The sequence below is a fragment of the Phascolarctobacterium succinatutens CAG:287 genome, assembly GCF_000434895.1.
GTDB lineage: Bacteria > Bacillota > Negativicutes > Acidaminococcales > Acidaminococcaceae > Phascolarctobacterium_A > Phascolarctobacterium_A succinatutens_A.
The window spans coordinates 38,640-60,796 of the sequence record NZ_FR892771.1 but is presented as its reverse complement, the minus strand read 5'-3'; the positions used below and the strand labels follow the sequence as shown (position 1 = coordinate 60,796).

At 47.4% G+C, this 22,157-nt stretch carries 31 protein-coding genes and 1 tRNA gene; all 32 read left to right on the top strand.

The window, feature by feature from the left end:
* Window positions 1–8: 8 nt before the first annotated feature.
* The 32 genes from BN587_RS11320 (at window position 9) to BN587_RS02660 (ending at window position 22,157) form a co-directional block, all read left to right on the top strand.
* The gene (locus tag BN587_RS11320; protein ID WP_021719634.1) at window positions 9–434 is read left to right on the top strand and encodes a hypothetical protein; all 426 of its coding nucleotides are present in this window, start codon (window positions 9–11) and stop codon (window positions 432–434) included.
* On the top strand, window positions 413–715 hold the full coding sequence (locus BN587_RS02805) for a hypothetical protein (RefSeq protein ID WP_021719633.1): 303 nt from the start codon (window positions 413–415) through the stop codon (window positions 713–715). The genes BN587_RS11320 and BN587_RS02805 overlap by 22 nt, the downstream gene beginning before the upstream one ends.
* The gene (locus BN587_RS02800; protein WP_021719632.1) at window positions 705–896 is read left to right on the top strand and encodes a hypothetical protein; all 192 of its coding nucleotides are present in this window, start codon (window positions 705–707) and stop codon (window positions 894–896) included. Before BN587_RS02805 ends, BN587_RS02800 begins: the two co-directional genes overlap by 11 nt.
* A gap of 184 nt (window positions 897–1,080) precedes the next feature.
* A complete protein-coding gene (locus BN587_RS11720; protein ID WP_021719631.1) occupies window positions 1,081–1,452 on the top strand; it encodes a DUF3310 domain-containing protein in 372 nt (123 codons plus the stop codon).
* A gap of 118 nt (window positions 1,453–1,570) precedes the next feature.
* A complete protein-coding gene (locus tag BN587_RS02785) occupies window positions 1,571–1,966 on the top strand; it encodes a single-stranded DNA-binding protein (protein WP_021719629.1) in 396 nt (131 codons plus the stop codon).
* A 12-nt stretch (window positions 1,967–1,978) separates the two neighbouring features.
* Window positions 1,979–2,152 carry a hypothetical protein gene (locus BN587_RS11715; protein WP_021719628.1) on the top strand — a complete coding sequence of 58 codons (174 nt, stop codon included), beginning with the start codon at window positions 1,979–1,981 and terminating at the stop codon, window positions 2,150–2,152.
* A complete protein-coding gene (locus BN587_RS02780) occupies window positions 2,125–2,475 on the top strand; it encodes a DUF1064 domain-containing protein (protein WP_303684791.1) in 351 nt (116 codons plus the stop codon). The genes BN587_RS11715 and BN587_RS02780 overlap by 28 nt, the downstream gene beginning before the upstream one ends.
* An 11-nt stretch (window positions 2,476–2,486) precedes the next feature.
* Window positions 2,487–2,693 carry a hypothetical protein gene (locus tag BN587_RS02775; protein ID WP_021719626.1) on the top strand — a complete coding sequence of 69 codons (207 nt, stop codon included), beginning with the start codon at window positions 2,487–2,489 and terminating at the stop codon, window positions 2,691–2,693.
* Window positions 2,694–2,705: 12 nt separating this feature from the next.
* A complete protein-coding gene (locus BN587_RS02770) occupies window positions 2,706–2,888 on the top strand; it encodes a hypothetical protein (protein ID WP_021719625.1) in 183 nt (60 codons plus the stop codon).
* Window positions 2,885–3,325: a sigma factor-like helix-turn-helix DNA-binding protein gene (locus tag BN587_RS02765; protein WP_021719624.1), complete on the top strand. Its 441-nt coding sequence runs from the start codon at window positions 2,885–2,887 to the stop codon at window positions 3,323–3,325. Before BN587_RS02770 ends, BN587_RS02765 begins: the two co-directional genes overlap by 4 nt.
* A gap of 289 nt (window positions 3,326–3,614) precedes the next feature.
* Window positions 3,615–4,148, top strand: coding sequence for a hypothetical protein (locus BN587_RS02760; protein WP_021719623.1), 534 nt, complete (start codon window positions 3,615–3,617; stop codon window positions 4,146–4,148).
* 125 nt (window positions 4,149–4,273) lie between these two features.
* Window positions 4,274–4,360 (top strand) — tRNA-Tyr (locus BN587_RS02755).
* 202 nt (window positions 4,361–4,562) lie between these two features.
* Complete coding sequence (locus BN587_RS02750; protein WP_021719622.1) at window positions 4,563–4,985, top strand: putative metallopeptidase; 423 nt, start codon at window positions 4,563–4,565, stop codon at window positions 4,983–4,985.
* Window positions 4,986–5,040: 55 nt separating this feature from the next.
* The gene (locus tag BN587_RS02745; RefSeq protein WP_044484038.1) at window positions 5,041–5,307 is read left to right on the top strand and encodes a hypothetical protein; all 267 of its coding nucleotides are present in this window, start codon (window positions 5,041–5,043) and stop codon (window positions 5,305–5,307) included.
* Window positions 5,300–6,682, top strand: a complete 1,383-nt coding sequence (terL, locus tag BN587_RS02740) for a phage terminase large subunit (protein WP_021719620.1) — start codon at window positions 5,300–5,302, stop codon at window positions 6,680–6,682. Before BN587_RS02745 ends, terL begins: the two co-directional genes overlap by 8 nt.
* Before the next feature lie 13 nt (window positions 6,683–6,695).
* Window positions 6,696–8,072 (top strand): hypothetical protein, encoded by a 1,377-nt coding sequence (locus BN587_RS02735; protein WP_021719619.1) that lies wholly within the window; start codon window positions 6,696–6,698, stop codon window positions 8,070–8,072.
* Window positions 8,008–9,171: a hypothetical protein gene (locus BN587_RS02730; RefSeq protein WP_303684790.1), complete on the top strand. Its 1,164-nt coding sequence runs from the start codon at window positions 8,008–8,010 to the stop codon at window positions 9,169–9,171. Before BN587_RS02735 ends, BN587_RS02730 begins: the two co-directional genes overlap by 65 nt.
* Window positions 9,141–10,070, top strand: a complete 930-nt coding sequence (locus tag BN587_RS02725) for a hypothetical protein (RefSeq protein ID WP_021719617.1) — start codon at window positions 9,141–9,143, stop codon at window positions 10,068–10,070. Before BN587_RS02730 ends, BN587_RS02725 begins: the two co-directional genes overlap by 31 nt.
* 5 nt (window positions 10,071–10,075) lie before the next feature.
* On the top strand, window positions 10,076–10,231 hold the full coding sequence (locus tag BN587_RS11710) for a hypothetical protein (protein ID WP_021719616.1): 156 nt from the start codon (window positions 10,076–10,078) through the stop codon (window positions 10,229–10,231).
* Between the two features lie 207 nt (window positions 10,232–10,438).
* Entirely contained in the window at window positions 10,439–11,080 is a 642-nt protein-coding gene (locus BN587_RS02720) for a hypothetical protein (RefSeq protein ID WP_021719615.1), read from the top strand.
* A gap of 24 nt (window positions 11,081–11,104) precedes the next feature.
* A complete protein-coding gene (locus BN587_RS02715) occupies window positions 11,105–11,929 on the top strand; it encodes a N4-gp56 family major capsid protein (RefSeq protein ID WP_021719614.1) in 825 nt (274 codons plus the stop codon).
* Window positions 11,929–12,378, top strand: a complete 450-nt coding sequence (locus BN587_RS02710) for a hypothetical protein (protein WP_021719613.1) — start codon at window positions 11,929–11,931, stop codon at window positions 12,376–12,378. The genes BN587_RS02715 and BN587_RS02710 overlap by 1 nt, the downstream gene beginning before the upstream one ends.
* Window positions 12,378–12,752, top strand: coding sequence for a hypothetical protein (locus tag BN587_RS11315; RefSeq protein WP_021719612.1), 375 nt, complete (start codon window positions 12,378–12,380; stop codon window positions 12,750–12,752). Before BN587_RS02710 ends, BN587_RS11315 begins: the two co-directional genes overlap by 1 nt.
* Window positions 12,749–13,135, top strand: a complete 387-nt coding sequence (locus tag BN587_RS02700) for a hypothetical protein (RefSeq protein WP_021719611.1) — start codon at window positions 12,749–12,751, stop codon at window positions 13,133–13,135. The genes BN587_RS11315 and BN587_RS02700 overlap by 4 nt, the downstream gene beginning before the upstream one ends.
* Before the next feature lie 11 nt (window positions 13,136–13,146).
* The gene (locus BN587_RS02695) at window positions 13,147–13,605 is read left to right on the top strand and encodes a phage tail tube protein (RefSeq protein WP_021719610.1); all 459 of its coding nucleotides are present in this window, start codon (window positions 13,147–13,149) and stop codon (window positions 13,603–13,605) included.
* A 55-nt stretch (window positions 13,606–13,660) separates the two neighbouring features.
* Entirely contained in the window at window positions 13,661–14,035 is a 375-nt protein-coding gene (locus tag BN587_RS02690) for a hypothetical protein (protein ID WP_021719609.1), read from the top strand.
* A gap of 26 nt (window positions 14,036–14,061) precedes the next feature.
* Window positions 14,062–14,379, top strand: a complete 318-nt coding sequence (locus BN587_RS02685; protein WP_021719608.1) for a hypothetical protein — start codon at window positions 14,062–14,064, stop codon at window positions 14,377–14,379.
* Window positions 14,369–17,281, top strand: coding sequence for a tape measure protein (locus BN587_RS02680; RefSeq protein WP_021719607.1), 2,913 nt, complete (start codon window positions 14,369–14,371; stop codon window positions 17,279–17,281). The genes BN587_RS02685 and BN587_RS02680 overlap by 11 nt, the downstream gene beginning before the upstream one ends.
* Before the next feature lie 11 nt (window positions 17,282–17,292).
* Window positions 17,293–17,847, top strand: a complete 555-nt coding sequence (locus tag BN587_RS02675; protein ID WP_021719606.1) for a DUF2460 domain-containing protein — start codon at window positions 17,293–17,295, stop codon at window positions 17,845–17,847.
* A gap of 5 nt (window positions 17,848–17,852) precedes the next feature.
* Entirely contained in the window at window positions 17,853–18,449 is a 597-nt protein-coding gene (locus tag BN587_RS02670) for a baseplate hub domain-containing protein (RefSeq protein ID WP_021719605.1), read from the top strand.
* Window positions 18,446–18,883 (top strand): NlpC/P60 family protein, encoded by a 438-nt coding sequence (locus tag BN587_RS02665; protein WP_021719604.1) that lies wholly within the window; start codon window positions 18,446–18,448, stop codon window positions 18,881–18,883. Before BN587_RS02670 ends, BN587_RS02665 begins: the two co-directional genes overlap by 4 nt.
* Window positions 18,870–22,157 (top strand): phage tail protein, encoded by a 3,288-nt coding sequence (locus BN587_RS02660; protein ID WP_021719603.1) that lies wholly within the window; start codon window positions 18,870–18,872, stop codon window positions 22,155–22,157. The genes BN587_RS02665 and BN587_RS02660 overlap by 14 nt, the downstream gene beginning before the upstream one ends.

Below are 22,157 nucleotides of genomic sequence, written 5' to 3'. Positions count from 1 at the left end.
GGCAGAAGATGAGTGCAAAAGTAGATTTAACAGGGCAACGTTTTGGGCGGCTGATAGTTATCAAAGAATTGCCCCGCAAGACAGCACTAAAGAAAACCCCTCTATGGCTGTGCCAATGTGACTGTGGTAACACCTGCGAAGCTTATAGTGATAGTTTGCGTGGTGGTAAAAAGAGTTGTGGTTGCATTTTGAAGGAGCGCCGCAGGGCAGCAGAAGCTAAAAGGGCTGAGGGTGAAGCGATTAGAGCAAAAAATAAAGCACTGCTGGCGTTGAAGTGTCCTTTTCCTGCTAATTGTTGTTATAAAAGCAGGCATGGGATGTGCTGTTTAGATTGCTATGAGCGTGAAACTTGTGAAGATAGGTGCTTAAACACGCCGACGAAATGCGGTTATAGCAGATTGAGGGAGATATCATGGAGTGGAATGAAGAATTAGAGAAAAAATTGAAACGCCGTGGCGAAATCTGGCACGCGGAAAAACTTGCATCACGTCTTATATTCGACGGCCGCCGTGCTCTTGAACACTATACTGCAGATGAAATGCGTGCGAAATTTGAACCTATAGCAAAGCAGTACAGAAAGAGCGGGCGTATGTGCCTGGATTCTGATGCCTTGGTGATGTACTGCAAGGAGCAGGGATATAAATGGGAATGGTACCCACCTAGTCCATTGGGAGAGTATTGGTTCGTGCTTAGGAGGTGTGCAGATGAAACGTAAATGCCAAGTGTGCGGGCAGGAGAACGGAAGCTGCAACCGCTACTACTTCAGTCCTGCTAACATTATCACCATCTGCCCTGCATGCCTTGCCTTCAGCTGCGATGACAAAGCAAAGATTGCAAGGCAGGCGCATAAAGCCGGCAGACTGGTAAAGGAAGAGGTGAGCAAGAAAAGATGGTAGGCAAATCACCATGCAGAGGATGCGAAGTAAGAAGAATAGGCTGCCATGCTATCTGCAACGCATTTAGCGAATGGAAAACCGAGCAATACAAATTGCTGGAAGCGAAGCGGCAGGCCAACTTGAAAAATTTAGCGACAGCCGGAACTGCCGCAAGACATGAGAAATGGATAAGGGGGCATAAATAATGACTGACAATGTAAACCATCCCAAGCACTACACCCAAGGCGGTGTTGAATGCATCGACGCGCTGGCGGCGGCTACGATTAATCTGCAAGGCCTTGATGCTGTTTGCACCGCTAATGCCATCAAGTATCTGTGGCGCTGGGGCCAGAAGAATGGCGTTGAGGACCTGAAAAAAGCCCGCTGGTATATCGACAAACTGGTTAAAGAAAATGAAGTCGTTGAGGATAAAACCCAAGCGGAGGAAAAACAGTTCTTTATGACGGCGGTACATTACAATCTGAATATGTGGCGTGATAGCGGTGATGTTGATTATCTGTATAAGGCCATCGCCTATATCAAAGCCCAAATCGGTGTAGAAGAAAAGGAGGCTTAGCCGGAGCTGATGATGGATATACAGTTTACTGAGTTAATCTACAATGCAGCAGGAACCATCTGCCTGGCGCTGGTCATTGTACTGGCGCTGCGGCTGGTGCTGAAAGGAGAGAATGAGAATGAATAGAATTATGCTGTTAGGCCGTTTGACCAAAGACCCCGAAATCAGATATACCCCGAGCGGTGCCTGCGTAGCACAGTTTACGCTGGCTGTTGACCGCCCCTACACTAAAGACGGCAGCCGTGAAGCGGACTTTATCCCTTGCGTAACGTGGGGAAAGACGTCAGAAACAATCGGCAACTACGTGCATAAGGGACAACGTCTGTTGGTAGAAGGCCGCTTGCAAATCCGCAGCTATGATGCCAAAGACGGAAGCAAGCGCTGGGTGACTGAAGTAATCGTCAACCATGCCGAATTCATTGAGCGCAAGGAGCAGACATCACAGCAGCCAGCACCGCAGAGCATGGAAAGTTTCGGCCAGCAAGTGCCTTTTGACGAAGAGATTCCGTTTTAGGGGGTGTGCAACATGGAAACTAGCGCAGGTGAAATTTGTGTATGGTGCGATAAAGAAAAGGCTGTGCCGAGCATTTTCGACAACGGCCGACCCGTTTACTGTGAAAAATGCCAACGTGAGCTGTTAAAAGAATTTGGTACGCCGGATGCGTTGGCGGATTGGGAAAGGACGCGCAAGCAACAATGAAATACCATAATAAAAAAGTTGAATGTGATGGCATCATATTTGACAGCACCAAAGAGAAAAATTACTACTGCGAACTGAAAGTGTTGCGCAGGGCAGGCGAGGTTATAGATTTTGAACGTCAGGTAACGTTCGAGTTGCAGCCTAAATTCAAACATGCCGGCAAAACCGAAAGAGCAATCAAGTATATTGCTGATTTTGTCATCAAGTATAAAGATGGGCGTACAGTAGTGGTTGACACTAAGGGCTTTAGAACAAAGGACTATTTGCTGAAGCGGAAAATGCTGCTGTATAAGAACCCTGGTATATTATTTGAAGAAGTTTAAGAGGTGCAGGAATGAGAGAGAAAAAACTTTATACATGTGAATTTTGTCACACAGATTATGCCGAAAAATTTGCATGTAAACAGTGTGAACAAAACCATAAAACAAATTTGGCTATTAAAGGCATGAGATTTAAGCCGATTACGGTTGACGCGTCGGGCTTCCCTATTAGCATTACGGTTGTTACTGATAAGGGATTAGAAAAAGTGTATCACTGTTAAGGTGGGCATGTGATGAGTAGAAAAACCGATGAAGAAATAATTAAAGATAAAATCGACTATTGGTGCAAAAGCTTAAAGCATTGGTGGAAAGCATACAGAAAATGTTGCTGTTCTCTTTATAAATATTTTCTGCTGGAATCAGTACGCAAGGTACGATACTGGCGTGGAAAACTAGAAAAGAAGGTGAAAACTTGATAACAAAATATGATCTGCGTAAATGCAAGCATCTGAAAATGGAGATAATGGATTTGCAGGACCAGGTGAACGAGCTTACCAACATGATGACATCGCCAAGAATTTCGCAATTAACAGGGATGCCCGGTGGCGGCAATAGCGGGCGTGACAATGTAACCAATGCCATTGCCAAGGCTGATAAACTGCGCAGTCTGTATTACGAAAAGTTTGGCGCGCTGGTAGGGTTGCAGATGGATATTGAAAAGGCCATCGAATCGCTGCCTGCAGAAGACCAGATGATGCTGAGAATGCATTATTTCAGCAACTACACGTGGGAAGAAGTGGCTGTACGCATGGGAATCAACTGGCGCAGCGTGCACCGCCGTCATGCAGCCATCTTGGAAAGGCTGGCGCATGATGAAGAAGAAAAGAAAGAAACTGAACCTGAAAATCAATGACTGCTGCGGCATGCAGCCAAGGTGTGCATTTAATAAGCAAGGCGTTTTAGGGATTTACTGCCCATGCTGTAAAAGATTTGAGCTGGCGAGAGACGGGGAATTTTTCCTTGAAATAGTTCAGAGATGGAATGAAAAATTGTAAAAATATATGTTGTGACATTGTTTGACAGTATCCGCTGATGATATAATTATAATAAGCGGAGAAGAAAACAAGAGACGCAAGGGAGTAAAGCCCTGCTGCTGTAATGGCGGTGGGGCTTTTACTATGCCATGGAAAGGGAGGCGCACAGTGATAAGTAAAAATGCAATATTTTTAATAATAGCTGCTGTGCTTGCCTTTGCCTGCGGTTTCGCTCTGCACGGCGTTCTGCATACCTGCCCGGTGGCTGACACAAAAGTAGTTACCCAGGTTGAATACCGGGACAAGGTGAAAACGGAAATCGCTTATGTGCCTAAAGAAACTGTTATCTACAAGTCTGCTGACGGCAGCACTAAAAGCGAACCGGAAAAAACGGATATTGACGTGAAGCTCAATAAGCCGGTGCTGAATGTTAAGGTTAATGACAAGGCCTTCGTTGTGGCCAAAGCAGAGAATGAACAGTACCTGTTTGACAAGAATAAACTGACGCTGACGCAGACCAGCAGTACGGATCTTAATATAAAGATACCGGTAGTGGATAAAACGCGGCGCTGGGGCATTGGTGCTGGCATCTCTAAAGATGGCGCGGTAGGCGTTATTAACTTCCCGCTGAAAGGTAATGCTGGTGGTTGGGTAGCCGGCAGAGCTGATAACGTCATGGGTGGCGTTATGGTAAGATTTTAAAGATACCCGGGTGCAGGGGCAAGGTTCCCGAATGGGAGTAGATGCAAGTTGCGAATAGGACATTGCAAATATTCGCAGCGCAGCATAGCTGGCGTCAAGAATCCCTTTACCCCCTGCTTTTATATGCGTAGGTGAGCCGAGTAGCGAAGGCAGCGGACTGTAAATCCGTGACGTAAGATACAACGCTGGTGCAATTCCAGCCCTACGCACCAATAAGAATAACGAAAAGCCTGCGGGCGAAGTAGTGAGGGGCAGAAGCTGCGGTGACTGCCCTTATATATTTTCTGCCTTTGCCGGGCGTGGGTTTTTGTAAATTTTTACCACGCCGGAATAGAACACCTTCTTTCCGGACGCAAGGACACCGCACTGCAATGCGGCGCGTCCGGCAAGGGTAGAAGAAATTAGAGGTTTATCATGGAGCACAGTAAAAAGTATAGGTTAATAGCTAATAAGCTGATACGCACTTTGCCGGAATTCGCTGATATAAAGGCTGCTAAGGTGAAAATAGCCTACTTATCCAGCCTGGAAGAAAAGAAGCGCAATAAGCGGACGATATTTGCTGACTGCAACTTAGTGAGCGACCGCTACAGCTGGTGCTGCCCCTATGATTTTTTTATTGTGGTTTATGAACCGAATGTAGTTGGCTTTAGCGAAAAGCAGCTGGAAACATTGCTGAGGCATGAGCTGCATCATGTGGGGATTGATTTTGAGAAAGACGAAACAGGCTTCTATATTGTGCCGCATGATGTGGAAGAATTTTGGGATATTATTGATGATGTGGGATTAAGGTGGTGTGAGATGGATGCCAAGAGGGATGAACCCAAAAAGTCGGGCTAATTTAATATCGAACTCCGATAGAACTCCGAAAGAGCGAAAAGAGCTAGCTGAAAAAATGGGGCAGGCATCCGGTGAAGCACGCCGCCGCTTGAAGTCGTTCCGCGAGCTGGACGCTGACTTCACGACCGACGATGAGCGCAAGGAGATGCTGGACGCGCTGAAGCTGAAGGCTAAGCGTGGCAACATCAAGGCTTTTGAAATTTATCGCGATACCGTAGGCCTAAAGCCTAAAGAAAATGTGGAAATCTCCGGTGAGCTTGCCAATCCGTTCGCAGGGCTGACGGATGCAGAACTGAAAAAGCTGGCTGGTATGGATGGATAAGCAGCTGATAACATTGGGAGCAAAGATAGAACTTGCAAGACGCAGGTTCTTTTTTTACGCCCAGCTGAAGAACCCGGACTTCTACCGGAGCGACCGCAAGTACCTGCAGGAGCTGTGCGATGCCTTGCAATGGTTCTTGACCTCAGATAAGAAGATACTTGTACTGAACATGCCTCCGCGTCATGGCAAAAGCTACACGGCCAGCAATTTCGTGGAATGGGCGCTGGGCAGGGATAACACCTTGCAGGTTATGATTGGCTCTTATAACGAAACACTGTCGACGCGCTTCAGTAAGAACGTGCGTGACAGCATCAGCGAGGCTAAGGCGGATATTTATAAGCCGGTCTATAGTGATGTGTTCCCCGCCACCAAAATTAAGCGTGGCGACGGCGCTATGAACCTGTGGAGCCTCGAAGGACAGCAGACAAGTTACCTTGCTACATCGCCAACCGGTACAGCGACAGGCTTTGGCTGCAGGCTGATGATCATAGACGATTTAATCAAGAATGCGGAAGAAGCCTATAACGAAAATGTCAAAGAAAAGCACTGGGACTGGTTCACCAATACCATGCTGTCACGTGGCGAGGGCGATTATAAAATCATCGTCATTATGACGCGTTGGGCTAGTGATGATTTGGCAGGCAAGGTGCTGGAATATTATCCGGCAGAAAAAATCGTGCATATCAACATGAAGGCAGTGCAGGATGACGGCAGCATGCTGTGTGATGGCGTGCTGGATGCTGAAAGCTGCATGGAGAAGAAGCAGCTTATGGGGCTTGATATATGGAGTGCCAACTACCAGCAGGAGCCGATAGACATCAAGGGCAGGCTGTACAGTAGCTTCAAGACCTATGATGGCGCGCTGCCTGCCTTCAAGCAGATTCGTGCTTATACGGATACGGCTGATACAGGTGCCGATTACCTTTGCTGCATCATTTATGGGCGCACCTTTGCGGATGAAGCGTATGTGCTTGACGTTTTATACACGAAGGAGCCTATGGAGGTTACTGAACCGGCAACGGCGAGGGCACTGGAACGCAACAGCACGAATGTGGCACGCTTCGAAAGCAACAATGGCGGGCGTGGTTTTGCCAGGAACGTGAAGAAGCTGCTGCATAGCAACCATACAACCATTGAAACCTTTACGCAGCACAAGAACAAGGCTGCAAGAATCTTGTCTAATGCTACGTGGTGTATGGAGCATATTTATTTCCCAAGCGATTGGAAGAACCGCTGGCCGGAGTTTTATGCAGCACTGAGCAAGTACCAGAAGGAAGGCAAGAACACACACGATGATGCTCCGGATGCTTTGACCGGCGTGTGTGAGGACATCGTGGAGGTGGCAAGGCCTAAACCGATGCGCGTCAACTATTAAGAGAGGTGAAAAAATGCGTAATGATAAACATGGATTATACAAAATGCTGGAAGATGGCTATGAAGGCTGCGGAGGCTTTCTTGACGGCAGCTATTTAACCCAGCACCCGCGTGAGGATGCAGGAAAGTACGGCATGAGGCGCGAGCTGGCGTACTACCTTAACTATCTGGCACCCTGCGTTAATGCTCATGTAGCGCCAATCTTCAAAACACTGGCTGTGCGTGACTGGAGCGGCGCAGGCTCGGAGCTGTGGGAAACCTTCAGCAAGGACGTTGACTTCTTGGGCACCAGCATCCAGAACCTTATGAAGCAGGCTGCCTGCAGTGCGAAGCTGCAAGGCGTCGCTTATATCGTTATGGATAAGGCGCAGGGCGATGCTGAGGATATGCGCGTGGCAGACCTGGAAGCGGACCGCAATAACCTGCCTTATGCTTTTGTAGTGAATCTTAATGCCGTAAAGGAAATCTGTCAGGATAAGCTGGGACGTATCACAAAGTTTGTTTTTATGGAGCCTGATGCATACCAGGAACAGACGATGGCGACACGAACACTGACGGCAGAAGGCTGGGAGCTTATCGACAGCAAAGGCAAGCACAGCGGAACCTGGAATCTTGGGCGCGTGCCGGTTGTTCCTTTGGTTAGCAAAGTGAGGAATAGTCACAATCCTTTCCCGCCTAGTGAATTCCTTAGCATAGCAAAAACAAATCTTGCTATCTACAATATGTGCAGCTGGTTGGCTGACATCTTAGTCAATCAGACCTTCAGCGTTCTGTGTTACCCTTCGAGTGACCCAGACAGTATCAACATCGGCACCAATAATGCCTTGGGATATCCTCCGGAGAGCAGCCACGCGCCTGCGTTTATCGCTCCGCCTGATGGTCCTGCAACGGTGCTGGCAGCGCAGATTGCTACACTGCAGCAGGAGATTTACCGCATGGCCGTTGTTGTCAACGTAACAGGCTCCAGCAAGCAGCAGAGCGGGCAGGCGAAAGCGTGGGATTATGAGGCAACCAATCAGATTCTATCCGATTTTGCAGACCTCGTGGAAGCAGCGGAAGAGAATCTGGCAAGGCTGTTCAGTATCTGGACCGGCGTGCCGCTGGAATACAGTGTGAACTACCCGAATGACTTCAAAATCAGTGAGGTTGAGCAGGAGCTTGCTAATGCTGAAATTGCTAAAGGCTTGAACTTTGGCGATGAATTTAACATGGAAGTATTCAAGCGCGTTCTTACCAGCTATCTGCCGGAGCTTAAGGTTGATGACTTTGACGCGCTGGTGAAGACCTACGAAGAGCACTTGGAGCAGGAAAAGCTGGATTATAGCCATGCTTTTGGTGATAATGGCGGTGGCGATGATGACGACGACGGACAGGCTGGCGCAGCTGATTAAGAAACTGAATAAAAGCTGGCGTAAGGATGCTAAAAAAGCAGTAGCTTACTTACAAAGGCTGATTGCTAGTGGCATGAAGTTTGAAGAGGCACTGGATAATGTGCAGCGCCACTATGGTAAGCTGTTTACGCTACCAGAACTGAAGCCTGCGCTTGTAGAGGCTGCAGCTTATGCTTATGGTATTGTTCCGACTATGCTGACTAAAGCGCAAGTAGAAAGCATGGGTGAAGAGCTGGCCGATAAGTGGGATGAAAGCGGCATGACGCTGTCTGAAAAGCTGCATGGCGTAGGCGTGAAGATGCGCGGTGCTATTGTAAGCACCCTGCAGGAACAGATGCGCCGGAACAAGACCTGGACTGAGGCTGCAAGGGCGTTGTATGACGGTTATGGCGAAGATGGTCGGAACGTATATAACGGTGGCAAGGATATTATCAGCAGGCAGGACCTGCCAAAGTATCTGCAGAAGGTAAGGGAGGCTACAGGCAACGACCTGCAGGCATTGGCTGAACAAAGGCAGGCCATTGACAACATCAATCGTCTGGCTAAAAATGGCGCACCTAACAAGGCGCTGCAGGCAGCCTATAATAAATTGCTGGAAGCAGTGCAGAAAGGCAATGAAAAGGCTATTGAAAAGGCCGTGGAAGTTGCTGTCAATGAAAAATCCCGCTATGTAGCCGAACGTATCACCCGAACTGAGATGGCGAGGGCATGGGCTGATGGCTTTATAGCTAAGATGAAAACAGACGCTGATATTGTGGCTGTGAAATTCAAATTAAGCAGCCGTCACCCTGTTTTCGACATCTGCGACATGTACGCCAAAGCTGATATGTATGGCTTAGGTGCAGGCATATATCCCAAGGATAAGCTGCCGCCTTTACCGGTACACCCGCATTGCTTATGCCGGTATGTGGAAGTCATTGAAGGTGAAGTTGATATGCAGCAGCAACGCGACCAGGTGCGGGGAGCTGGCGACAAATGGCTGAATAGCTTGCCAGAGTCACGCAGGGCGCAGGTGCTGGGGCGTAAAGGCTTAAAGGCGTGGGAAGACGGTGAAGACTGGCGTGCGACATGTACGCCAAAGCTGATATGTATGGCTTAGGTGCAGGTATATATCCCAAGGATAAGCTGCCGCCTTTGCCGGTACACCCACATTGCTTATGCCGGTACGTGGAAGTCATTGAAGGCGAAGTTGATATGCAGCAGCAACGCGATCAGGTGCGGGAAGCTGGCGACAAATGGCTGAATAGCTTGCCGGAGTCACGCAGGGCGCAGGTGCTTGGGCGTAAGGGCTTGAAGGCGTGGGAAGATGGTGAAGACTGGCGCAAGTATATGCGTGGGTATGCTGGGCTGCGGGAAGCAAAGAACAGGCTGCAAATGTACAAACCTGTAGAACTGAGCGAGAAGGCTAAAGCCGATAAATATCAATCGCCACAAGGAACTATCAAAGAATTTCAAACTAGAAAAGTTGAAAATGCTACTTATGACATTCATGTTTCAGAAAATGTCAACTTGAAACCTAAGATGTTGGCAGAAGTCAACAGACAGATAAATAAGTGCATTGATTTGCTAGGTGTTCGAAACAAAGAAGCGTTACCGAAAATAGTAATAGCAAGTAATGATGACTTGAATGACGCGTTAGGTTCTTATGTGGCCTGTGAAAATAAACTGTATATAAATTCTGAGACTCTTCATCGAAAGGCCTATGAAAAGTATCTTGCTACGCTGAAAAACCCTGCTTCAAGAAATCCTTTGATGACAATGCTACATGAAATGATACATTGGCAGGATGCAAGAAAATATGTTGCTAAATTTGGAGAAATAACCCAACAGGACGAATATATGGCACATATAATAGAAAAACATAGGAGTTTTGTAGACAAATTAGTGCAAAAGAGGTATAATTTTGCTGAGATAAGTGACTATGCATCGAGAATGTACATAGGCGGTAGATATGATGAGGTAATGACTGAATATAGGGTTAAGAAATTATTAGGGTGACTAGTATGAAATTGGAATTTAGTGATGAAGTAGAAAAATTATTTGAGGAGATTTCGCCGTATGTTGTGGGATGCGGTAAGTTGTCGGATGACGCGCCAGCTGATATAAAAGATAAAATGCAAAGGTATAAAGAATTGATAGCGGATGCAGCCTGCTATTGATTTACCTTTAAAGAGCAGTCGTCTAATAAAGAATATCGATATTAAGCAGTTATTCGGGATTAAGCAGTTATTCGGGCAATCCGAACAGCTGCTTTTTTGTTAGACTAATTTAACATCGTTAATCAAGCACGTGTAACAGCGTGCTTTTTTATTGCCCAGGAGAGGGCACAATATAGGGCGGAGGCCCATTATGGAGGTATCAGAACAATGGAAATGAAACAGGTTTACGAAGCACTGGAAAAAGTTGAGAACGGTGCTGACCTCATCGCTGATATCAAGGGCGAAATTAACACTCTCAACAACGAAGCTAAGAAGCACCGCACGGCAGGAGAGCAGAGTGCGACAAAGCTTAAAAGCATCTTGGAGGCTATTGGTTTGGCAGATGGCGACGATGTGGTAGACAAAGCCAAAGGACTTAAGACTACATTAGACCAATTTGCCCAGGGCGGCAAAAAGCCTGATGAGGTCGCAAAGCAGATTGCTGACTTAACCGCACAGGTTGGCAAGGTCACTAAGCAGCTGGCTGATATGACCGAAACCGCGAAGGCAGAAAAGACCAAGCGTCTTGACGGCATGAAGATGGCTAAGGCTGTTGAGCTGCTGACCAAGGGCAACGCTGCGAGCCCGCAGAACATGGCTAAGCTGCTGGAAGGTAGTATCGTTGTCAAAGACGATGAAAGCCTTGCCTATACCGGTACTGATGGTAAAGAAATCAGCCTGGAAGATGGTGTTAACGGCTGGCTGAAGGAGAACAGCTGGGCAGTTAAGGCTAATGGTGCAGGCGGTGGCGGCAGCAATGGCGGTGGCAGCGGTACTGATGATCCGTTCCTCAGTGGCTTTAATTCTTAATGACGAAAGAGAGGAATTTTTATTATGGCTATTAACTATGCAGACAAATATAGCGCAAAAATTGATGAGCGCTTCAAGACCGGTGCGCTGACCGCTCCGGCAATCAACAACGATTATGATTTTACCGGTGTGCAGACTGTAAAGGTTTACTCTATCCCTACCGCAGGCATGAATGACTACACTTCTACCGGTGCAAACCGTTATGGTACCCCGGCAGAGCTGGAGGATTCCGTACAGGAGCTGACTTTGACTAAGGACCGTTCCTTCACCTTCACCATCGACAAGAGCAACTATCAGGATACCGGTATGCTGAAAGAAGCCGGTGCAGCATTACAGCGCCAGATTGACGAGGTAATCATTCCGGAGCTGGATATTTATCGTCTTGCACAAATCGCTGCAGGCGCTAAGAACAGCGCAACCGCTGCAGTTACCAAGGCTAACGCTTACAGCGCCTTCCTCGACGGCACCGAGAAGCTGACCGACGAGAAAGCACCTTTAGGCAATCGTATTGCTTATGTGGCTGCTTCTTACTTCAAGCTGCTGAAACAGGATGAATCCTTCATCAAGGCTTCTGATCTGGCACAAAACATGTTGGTAAAAGGTCAGGTAGGTATGGTTGACGGTATTCCTATTATCGTGGTGCCTGCATCCTACATGCCGGCGAAAACCGCATTTATCATTACCAATCCTATCGCCTGCTGCGCTCCTGTTAAGCTGGCAGATTATAAGATTCATGACAACCCGCCTGGCATCAACGGCTGGTTAGTTGAAGGTCGTGTGCGCTATGATGCATTCGTTCTGGAAAATAAGAAAGGTGCTATCTACGTACATAAGACTGCTGCAGAATAATGAAAAGCGTAGAGATTACGCGCGAATTTGAAAAGCTGGTGCGTGCTTTCGAGGCCGCACCGATCCAAACGCGCGACATGGTACGCAGACAGGTGAAGATGGCCGTCAGAGATGTCAGGGAATATGCACGTGACCATCATCGTTTCGTTACCAGAAGCGGTATGACTGAAAAAAGCATTATGAGCGAAGTGAAGGAGAACCAAGGTACTGTTTATCTTGGAAGCAGCACAGCTGTATTCCAACATGAAGGCACTAAGGCGCATTTGATACTGCCACGCAGTAAAAAGGTGCTGCGCTTTGCCATAAACAAAAGCTTTGTCTTCAGTAAGCGTGTGCGTCACCCCGGCATAAAGGCGGACCATTTTCTTTATACGGCAGCTGATGTTATGCAGCCTGTTATTGTCAGCAGATTTGCCAAGGCTTTAGACAGTCTGCTGGGAGGTTTATAATGGATTACATTGATTTTGGAGATATACAGGACGCGGTGCTGGATTGCAAATATGAGGATATTGTCTATGGCAATGAAATCATAAACAGCCTGGCAAGCAGGCTGAAGGTAACCGATATTCCCGAGCCTGTACCCTACATAGTCAAGCGCTTGGGCGTTGTGGCAGCCTGCTATAACAGATGCCTGCTGCAGACCGGCACAGACCCTACGACTGTATTTAACGGCGCTGGCGGTGTAGAAAACAGCGACATATACGCACAGAAGCTGAAGCTGTACAAGGCTGAGATGGAACGCCTTATGGCAAGTCTTACAGCTGCTGATTTCGGCGTCACCGGAGGGCAGGGGCGAGCTAGTATTCCTCTGTATCGTTCATGAGCAGGCGTACTGAAATTACAGATGTTATCATGGGACTTTTGCAGGACCAGATACCGGAAGTGCATTGGAGCAGCCTTGTTACCGGTGCCAGCCGTGGCAATAAGCTGGAAGGCACTGTGAGCTGTGACCGTATCACCTATGTGGAGATGACTAAGAGCGGGCGCAAGGGCGTACTGACATACAGCATCTACCTGCTGGATACGGCAAGCATTGAAGGCGTCGATGCCTTGGCTGATAAGCTGGATGCCTTGCTGACGCATTATCACGATTTAGGTGGCTGGTGCATTGACAGCCAAGTGAAAGAAATCGTTTTTGGCGTGGCGCAGGGCAAGGCTGATGCAGGCATGGCGCTGATTACCTATGAAGTTTATTTTGATTGTTAGGAGGAACAGATATGAGTGAATATACTTTCCCAACCCGCACCGATGCGACCAGCACTGCGACTGCGGGCAAAGATTATTTGATTTACCTGAATACCGGCACTACCGAAGCAGCGCCGACCTGGACTCTGCTGGGTGGCCAGCGCAGCGGTGATTTGAACCGTGAGGCTGATGAGATTGATGCTTCCCACAAGACTTCCGGTGGTTGGAAATCTACCCTGCCAGGTTTGCGCAGCTGGTCTATCGACCTTGAAACCGTTTACCTTGCGGGTGATACCGGTGCCAAGTTCTTGGAGGCTGCTTTTTTGGCAGGCAAGCAGGTGCATGTTAAATTTGAATATCCGGATAAGAGCTTTGTTACCGGTTGGGGCTCTATTACTGAATGCTCTCTGAGCACTCCGCATGATGATGTTGCTACTCTTAAAGGCACCATCAGCGGCGATGGTCCCCTCAGCGAACAGAGCAAGGGCTGATTCTTAAAATAAGGCTGGCACTTAGCTGGCCTTTTTCTTATATGGAGGATAACAAATGAAAAAGATTGACATTAAGGCTTTTGGTGAAGGTCAGCAGATTTGGTTTAACATCGGCCGCCTGCGCCGTGTAGAGGACATGTTGAAATGTCCGATTGGCGAGGTGCTGCAGGACGCTGACAAGCTGAGCCTGAAAAATCTGCTGGTACTGCTGAGCGTAGGCATGAGCCAGAACGGCAATAAGACTGAACAGTATTATGCTGAAAAGATTGACGAGGCCATGGAAAACGGTTACAGCATTGCCGATATCCAGCTGCCTGTTGTGAAGGCTGTGGCTGCCAGCGGTATTTTAGGCGTGGGAGCTTATTATCAGCTGTTCCCGGACGAACTGACCGATGAGCAGAAGGCTGATATTGAATACGAAAAAAACTAATTAGCGAGGGCGGTGGCTGCGTATCTATGCGGACTTGGTACAATGCAGCCAAACCCCTTGCTTTTGGTGAATTAAGGCTTAAACCTTGGGAGCTGGACAGGCTTTCGGTGTTTGAGTTTAACGATATGGTCGATGCATGTAATGAAATAAGAATGGCAAAGCGGTGGGAAACGGCTTACTGGGTAGCCAACATCATTTCCCCGCATCTCCGCAAGCCTGCCAAAGCAGGTACACTGATGCGACCGTTCCTGAAGCAGAAGACCAAAGAAGAGCAGGCAAGGGAGCGGGAACGCTTCTATGCTGATTTTGAGCGTCAGAGGAAGGAGGCAGGCAATGGCAAATAAAGAAATATCCGTCAAAATTACAGCGGATAGCAAACAGGCTGAGCAAGGCTTCAGCAGAACTGCAGCAGCAGTAGAAGCTGCAGGCGATGCTGCCGACAGAATGTCCGCAAAAATGAGCAAATCGACAGCTATTCTTACCGATATTGCCAAAATGTTTCAGCAGCTGAATTCTGACGTGAAAGCAATGCGCAAGAGTCTGGACAGTATCGACAGCAAGAATGTCCGGCGTGTAGGTGATGATCTGGAAACTGTCAGCAAGCAGTCCAAAAAGGCAACCAGCGGAATAAAAGGCTTTGCTGATAAATGCAACAAGATGAGTGGAGCGCTTAGCGCTATTGCTGCAGTGCAGTTAGGCAGCGTCTTCACCGGGATGGCGGGCGGTATCCTTAATATGGGCATAGCGTCTGTACAGGCTGCAGCACAGATGCGTCAGTATGAGATTGCCTTCCAGACCATGCTGAAATCTGCTGAGGCTGGCACGCAAATGCTGAGGGATTTACAGCAGTTTGCTGCAGAAACACCCTTCGACGTACCCGGTGTTGTAAGCGCAGGTCAGCAGCTGATGGCGTTCGGTTTTAAAGCTGAAGAGATTATCCCTATGCTTACCAACCTAGGCGATGCAGCCAGCGGTTTAGGTTTAGGCACGGAAGGCGTTAGCCGTCTTGCATACGCATTAGGGCAGATGCAGACTAGCGGCAAGCTCAATGCGCAGGACATGATGCAGCTTACCAGCGCAGGTATTTCGGCATGGGATATGCTGGCGCAGGCTGCAGGCAAAACAGTAGCTGAAATGAAGGACCTTTGCTCTAAAGGCGCTATTGACTCTAAAGCGGCAGTGCAGACCATTGTAGCAGGCATGAACGATCAGTTCGGCGGTATGATGGCCAAGACTTCGGACGAAGTTGCCGGTCTTCTGGCTAACATCGAAGAAACTGCCGGCAACACTTCCGCTGCTGTAGGCAAATATCTGACGGAAGCCTTTAACATTAAGGGTATCTTAAAGGATGTGTCTGACAGACTGGGAGAGTTTCAGCAGAAGATGCAGACGGCGACAGAGCAGGGCAAGAGCTTGCGAGACGTTATAAAAGAGTGCGTGCCTGCTCCTGTTATCGCTGCAATAGGTGCATTTGCTGCAGTGCTTGTTGTTGTATCGGTTGCAGCCGTAGCGACGTTAGGCGCGGTGCTGGGACTTTCTGCAGGTATTGTGGCTGCTGGTGCTGCAATCGGCGCTGCTATTGCGCTGATAATCACCTATTGGGATGATTTGGCTAATGCGGTAAAGGCAGCTGTGCAGGGTATACTTGATGCCGTTATTATCATCGGTACTGCTGTTACAGAAGCTATTCTGGGCGTTGTACGGTGGATTCTTGATACGATAGGCGATATGTGGGCAGATATTACAGGTGACCATAATAATTGGTTTAACGATTTTGCCGATATGCTTGGTGATGCCATGGATGCAGTGGAAGATTTCGCCAGAAAGGCTATAGCTTGGTTTGATAAAGTTTTTGCAGCAAAGCAAAGAGCAACAGCTACAGAAAGTTCGGCTGATGATGGTCATGGTGGTGCCGGTGGCAGCTATGGTGATGATTCTTCTGCTGAAAAGCCTGAAAAACGACCTGCGACACCAAAAAGGCCGCTTATAATCCCAAGCAGAGATACCAATGTAGCTAGAACAGGTGGCAATGGCCGAAATGAGAATTTTGCACTGAAAGCTCTGCAGAAAGAAAATAAGATTAATCAAGAAAGGCGCAAAATTGAAAATGAGTACGTACGCTTAAAATTAAAAAAGGAAAAAGATTTGTTTGAAGCTCAAAATGCTATTGCAAAAAAGTATGGCACTGACGCTCAAAAATATCAGATTCAGCTCAAAGAAATTGAGTTCAACAAAAAGCAGGAGCTGCAGGAAGAGGAACTGGCCTACACGGAACAGATGCTTGCTGCTGAAAATGCACTTAAGGAAGCACAGCTGCGTGGCGCGTCTCAGAAAGAATTGGACATACTCAAAGAGAAGCTGGCCTTGCTTAAGAAGACTCACCAATATACGATTGATAATATCAATCAGTCCGCTGCTGTTAATACTGAAAGTGCTAAATTTGATTATAGCAATAAGCAAATCAGCTGGAAGGCTGATTACAATGCTTCTGACGCCGTCGGGAAGATGACTATGAAGAATGACAAGTGGAAGGAAGAAGCTACTGAGTCTGTGACAAATAGTCCTTTTCTGGACGATAAACTGAAATTGGAAGCACTGACTGCAATCAATCAGAAGTACGATGAGCAACAGCAGAAAATCAATACCATCAGCAAGATTCAGCAGACCAGCAATCAGCTGGCAAAGGATTTTTCCGGCGCTATAACTGACTGGATTACCGGGGCTAAGAGCTTCGGCGATGCTATGAAAAGCGTCCTGCAGCAGCTTATCTCCCAGCTTATCCAGGCAGCTCTTTACGCAACCATTGTAGCTGCCTGCACTGGCGGTGGTGGTGGCTTTGCTGCGCGTTGGAAGGGTGCTTTCGGCAAAGTCTTTGCTTCAGGTGGTTCTGTCGCTGGTCCCGGTACCGGTACGAGTGATAGTGTTCCGGCAATGCTCTCTAATGGCGAATATGTCCTGAATGCTCAGGCTGTAGACCGTTTGGGCGTACCGTTCCTTAATGGCCTGAATACGGGACGTTTGAGAGGCTTTGCCAGCGGCGGGCTTGTCGGTTCCGGCGGTGCTTATAACCGTCCTGCCAGCGTTGGTTCCTCCAGCAGCTCTACGAGCAACAGCATCACTCTTAACGTATCAGCGTTGGATGCATCCAGCTTTGCTGACTTTTTGGCGCGCGGAGGCATGCAGGTTCTAAAGCAGGCAACATTAGACGACAACCGCAACTTCAACGCGGCGTTTGATACTTTTTAAGGAGGATGCATATGGCTGAAAGAATATTTCCTCTTGACAGCGGTGAAACAGCATGGAGCAGTACACTGCAGCAGGCGTGGGAGGTCACACAGACAGAAACCGCCAGCGGCAGGCGTAGGGCTATTTGTAGCCAGCTGTATCCTAAACTATCTTTTAATGTGAGCTTTACAGCTTTAGACGATAAGAATCTGTCGCTACTAATTGGCTTTTATGCGAAATGCAAGGGTACTCTTTTACCCTTCTTTTACAAGGATTATGGCGCGCGCGTCGAGCTGCAGGAGCTTAGTAGGGATGAAAGCGGTAAATATCAGCTGTTTATTAAAAATGGCGGCTATGTACTGCCTTGCGAAAAGGCTGATAATGTAAGTGTTTATATTGATGATAACGAGACTGTAGATTTCAAATTAGACGGGGACATGCTGACAGTGCCAGCTGCGACGGCAAAAAGCGTTGTTATGGCAAGCTTTGACTATTATTGGCGTGTACGCTTCTCAGATACGCTTTCTGTCACTCAGAATTTTGAGAATGTAAACAACGTTAACTTGAAATTGGTTACAGTGAGGTGATGAAGATGAAAAACTGTACGTTAGCCCTTGCTCAACACCTGAATACAGATAATGAATTTGTCTGCTGTGATTTGTTTACGCTAAAGTTGGCGAATGGCAGTATTTACCGTACTGCCGAATTTGACAAGGACATCAGCTTTAACGGCAAATTATACAAGGCTGACCGCTTTATTATGAAACGCGAGCAGACGAAAAGTTCTGGCGCGCCTTCAGTTGAAACCTTGAGCGTGACGCTGAATACTGACCGCCTGCATGATGATAAGGTTGATGGCAAATATCTGCTGCAGGCAGTGCATGATGGCACGCTGGATGATGCTTATCTGACGCTTGGACGCGCCTTTCTGGACGCGGAGACAGGAGCTGTCTTAGGTGTGCTGGAGCTTTTCACAGGCCGATGCGAGATATCGTCTTGCGGCGGCATCAGCTGCAAGCTGTCAGTAAAGAGCGAGACTGTTGGGCTAAATGCGTCTGTGCCCTTGCGCACCTTTGCGCCGCAGAACGTCTACCAAGAGGCGGACGGGGTGGTCAGCACGGCTAGCAAAGACACTTACACATGTATGATTCCACTCAAACCATCGAAGAATGTGCTGGTGAAGATATGAATAAACTCCTTGATTTAGCAAAAACCTATATAGGCACGCCGCATATCAATGGTGGTGACGTGAAGGGCGCAGGGCTTGACTGCTGCACCCTGGTGACAAATTTTTATGCTGAGTTGGGGCATAAGAAAATAAAGGTCGAATTTGGTTACAGTGCAGACTGGTATTGCCAAAAAGGCTGTAAGGAACTGCTCTTGCCTTATTTAGAAAAGCATTTTGTGCGCACTAAGTGCTTGATGCCTGGCTATTTGCTCAGCTACCGTTGGGGACACAGTAAATATGCACATCTTGCTATCTATTTAGGCAAAGGCATGCTGCTGCATTGTGACGCTGATGATGGTACGACCATTACCAATATTGATGATCCGAAATTTACTGACGCCCTTGGTAAAAGCAGAATAACAGGATTTTGGAGGCCTAAACATGGGGTTATTTAAAAAGACAAGCTTTACAAGCCGCTCAAATAAAATAGATGCTTTTCAAAGTACAGTCTGTGAGTTCGGAACTCCGGTTCCGCTGCTTTTTGGTACATGTAAGGTTTCACCGAATCTGATTTGTTACCAAGATTTTACGACTAAAGAAAAGCGCGTGACGCAGAAAAGCGGCAAGTCCAAAAGTACAACAATCACTTATCTTTACTATGTTTATGCAGAGCTGGCTTTAGGCGAAGGCGTAATCAAGGACGTAAGCAAGGTATGGGTAGGCGATACAGCATATAATTCTTTAGCAGCACTTAACGCCAACGGCCGTAACGAAGGCGCGGGATTATCGTTGAATCGCGGTGATAATAATGCACCAACAACGTATATGTCTACAAACCATCCTGAGATAGCTACAGGATATACTGATCTTGCTTATCTTTATGGAAAAATCTTCTTGGGAGAAGACAGCGCTTCCATGCCGTCCTATAGTTTTGAAGTCAAGGGAACGCTTATAGACAGTAATGACGGGACTGATGCCAATCCGGCCGGAGTTATTAAGAGCATATTAGGAAGCATTGGCCTTGGCGATTATGTTGATATCCTGAGCTTAAAAAATTATGCCAGCTATTGTAAAAATGCTGACCTGCTTATCAGCACTTATAATGACGCTTTCTCCAATCAGAAAAAAGCGCAGGAAGTCATTGCTGAGCTGTTGGAGCTGACGAATACCTACATGTTCTGGAGCGTGGACAGGTTTAAATTTGTTCCGCGCGACGATATTCCACGCGGAACGTGGAAGCCGAATACAGAGATTATCTATGATATTGATGCTGATGAACTGATTAGCCAGGGCGGTGCCCCTGTTGTTTTCAAGCGTAAGGACAGTACGGAGATATACAACTATGTTACTGTTAATTTCCTGAACCGCGCTAATGACTATGAAGAGGAGAGCGTGAGCTTCCAGGACATCGCAAGCATCAAAACTTATGGTGTGCGGAGCGTGAGCTATGATGCGAAATGGCTGCACACGAAGGAACGCGCTCTGAAGTACGCACAAATGAAAACGCGCCTTGCGCAGACGGAATGCAACCAATATACGCTGAAGCTGCCTTGGAAGTATTGTCGCCTTGAGCCCGGTGACCTTATCCGCATCACAGATGATGCGATTGGCATTAAAGGACAGGTTGCAATGGTCAGCGAGGTTACAGAAGCAAACAACGGCTTGATAACAGTTACTGCCCTGCAGCGTGCTCCTGGTGATTACAGCGAGGCTAAGTATAAGGTAGACAATAAATACCAATACCAGGACTTCAACGTGAATCCAGGCAACACTGCAACGCCGCTCTTCATTATCCCTCCTTCTGACCTGGTGGCGAGCAGCAGCGGCTGCGAGCTATGGATAGCCTTGCATGGCGACAGCGAAGATTGGGGCGGCTGTGACGTTTATGTATCAACCAATGACGGTGATTACAGCTACAACGGCACGCATGGCGTGAGCAGCGTTTATGGCTGGCTGGTATCTGATTTGTCTTATGACGGAGATAGTGTTGATATAGAGCTGGACAACCCTCGTGCCGTAGAGCTTTTAACTGGCAGCGCTCAGGATGCTAAAGATGGCAATACGCTGATTTGGATAAACGGCGAGTGCATGAGCTACAGCCTTGCAACGTTGCAAGGCTCAAATATTTATACTCTGAGCGGCCTTGTTCGAGCACAATGTGGCACCAAACAGGGCGAACATTACTATGATGACGACGTTGCTATACTTGACGGCAATATTTACGCTGTGTCTTTGCCTAAATCATATATCGGTAAAACACTGTATTTTAAGTTCCCAGCGTTTAACGCCTTCAAGGCAAACGGCCAAGATTTAGCTGACGTTGACTGCTATACGTGCGTTGTTGGGGTGGGCGATTTGCCTAACTGCACAAACATTATGGCTTACAACAAGTATCGTGATGTTGATGGTGTTATTGTGTACCATGACATTATTGTGGAGTGGCAACCACCGGCAGGATTGGAAAACTATCAACAGGCGCAGGTGTGGTACAAGGCATCTACGGAAAGCAAGTGGCAATATGGCGGGCAAGGGTATAACAAGGCTACATTGCCTCAGGTTGACATTGGCGTGACATACGATATTGCCGTATGTACGCAGGATGTGTTTGGAAATATAGAAACGCCTGACAGCAGCGCCCAAACAAGTATTCTGGTGGCGCTCTCAACAGAAATACCAAATACTCCGGAAAACATCAGCATTGCCATAGGCGATTATTTTACAGTTAAATGGGATGAAGTTCGTAATGCTGACATCAAGTATTACGAAGTCCGGTTAGATAATCAAGCTGGCGTTGATAACAGTAACTTTATCGCTCGCGTGAGCGATGCCAGTTGCACGACTAACGCTGTACAGGAGCGCAAAGGAAGTGTGTATGTTTTTGCTGTAAGTGCTTATGGCAAGGTTTCTGCCCCGGCTAAAGCAGATTACAGCTTTGAAGCACAGAAAGTACCTGAAATAATTGTCGATGCGAGATTCCAAGGCCTGGAATGCCATGTGAACAGTATCCCGGCTAACTGCATTGGTGTTCATTGGTATATATCAGGAACGCAATATACTTACGATGAAAAAACCAGTAATCTTAGCTTTTTCAAATCGTTGAGTGCCGGTGTATATGATGTAAAGGCCTGCTATTATGACTATTTTGGCAATGGACCATTTAGCGGACAGATTATGTCGAGTGTGAAAGCTACTATTGATAACAGCCTTTTGGCTGCAGAGGCAATAAGCACTGATAAGCTTGACGCAGCAACGAAAAAGGCGCTTGAAGATGCCAAAGAAGCAGCAAAACTTAACGGCAACGTCTACACGAAGACTGAGACTGATAATCAGATTAGCAATACAATGGCTAATTTTAAAAATGGCGAATTGAAATCGTATGCTACAATCACCCAGATGAACGATGCCATAAGCCTGGCAGTCAAAGATGTTGATGTTGACGGCAACACTGTGCTGACAAAAATCAATCTTGCTGATGGTACGATACTACTTGATGGCAAGTACATTCATATCACTGGTAATACTAAAGTTGATGGCAGCATAATTACAAATGATATGCTGGCTGGTGGTATCACCGCTGATAAGATTATGGTTAATAGCCTGTCAGCCATCTGTGCGACCATCGGCACGCTGCGTACTGCTACGAGCGGTGCACGCACGGAAATCCAAGATAACTTAATTGAGGTTTACGACAGTAATAATGTGCTGCGCGTAAAAATGGGGGTATGGTAA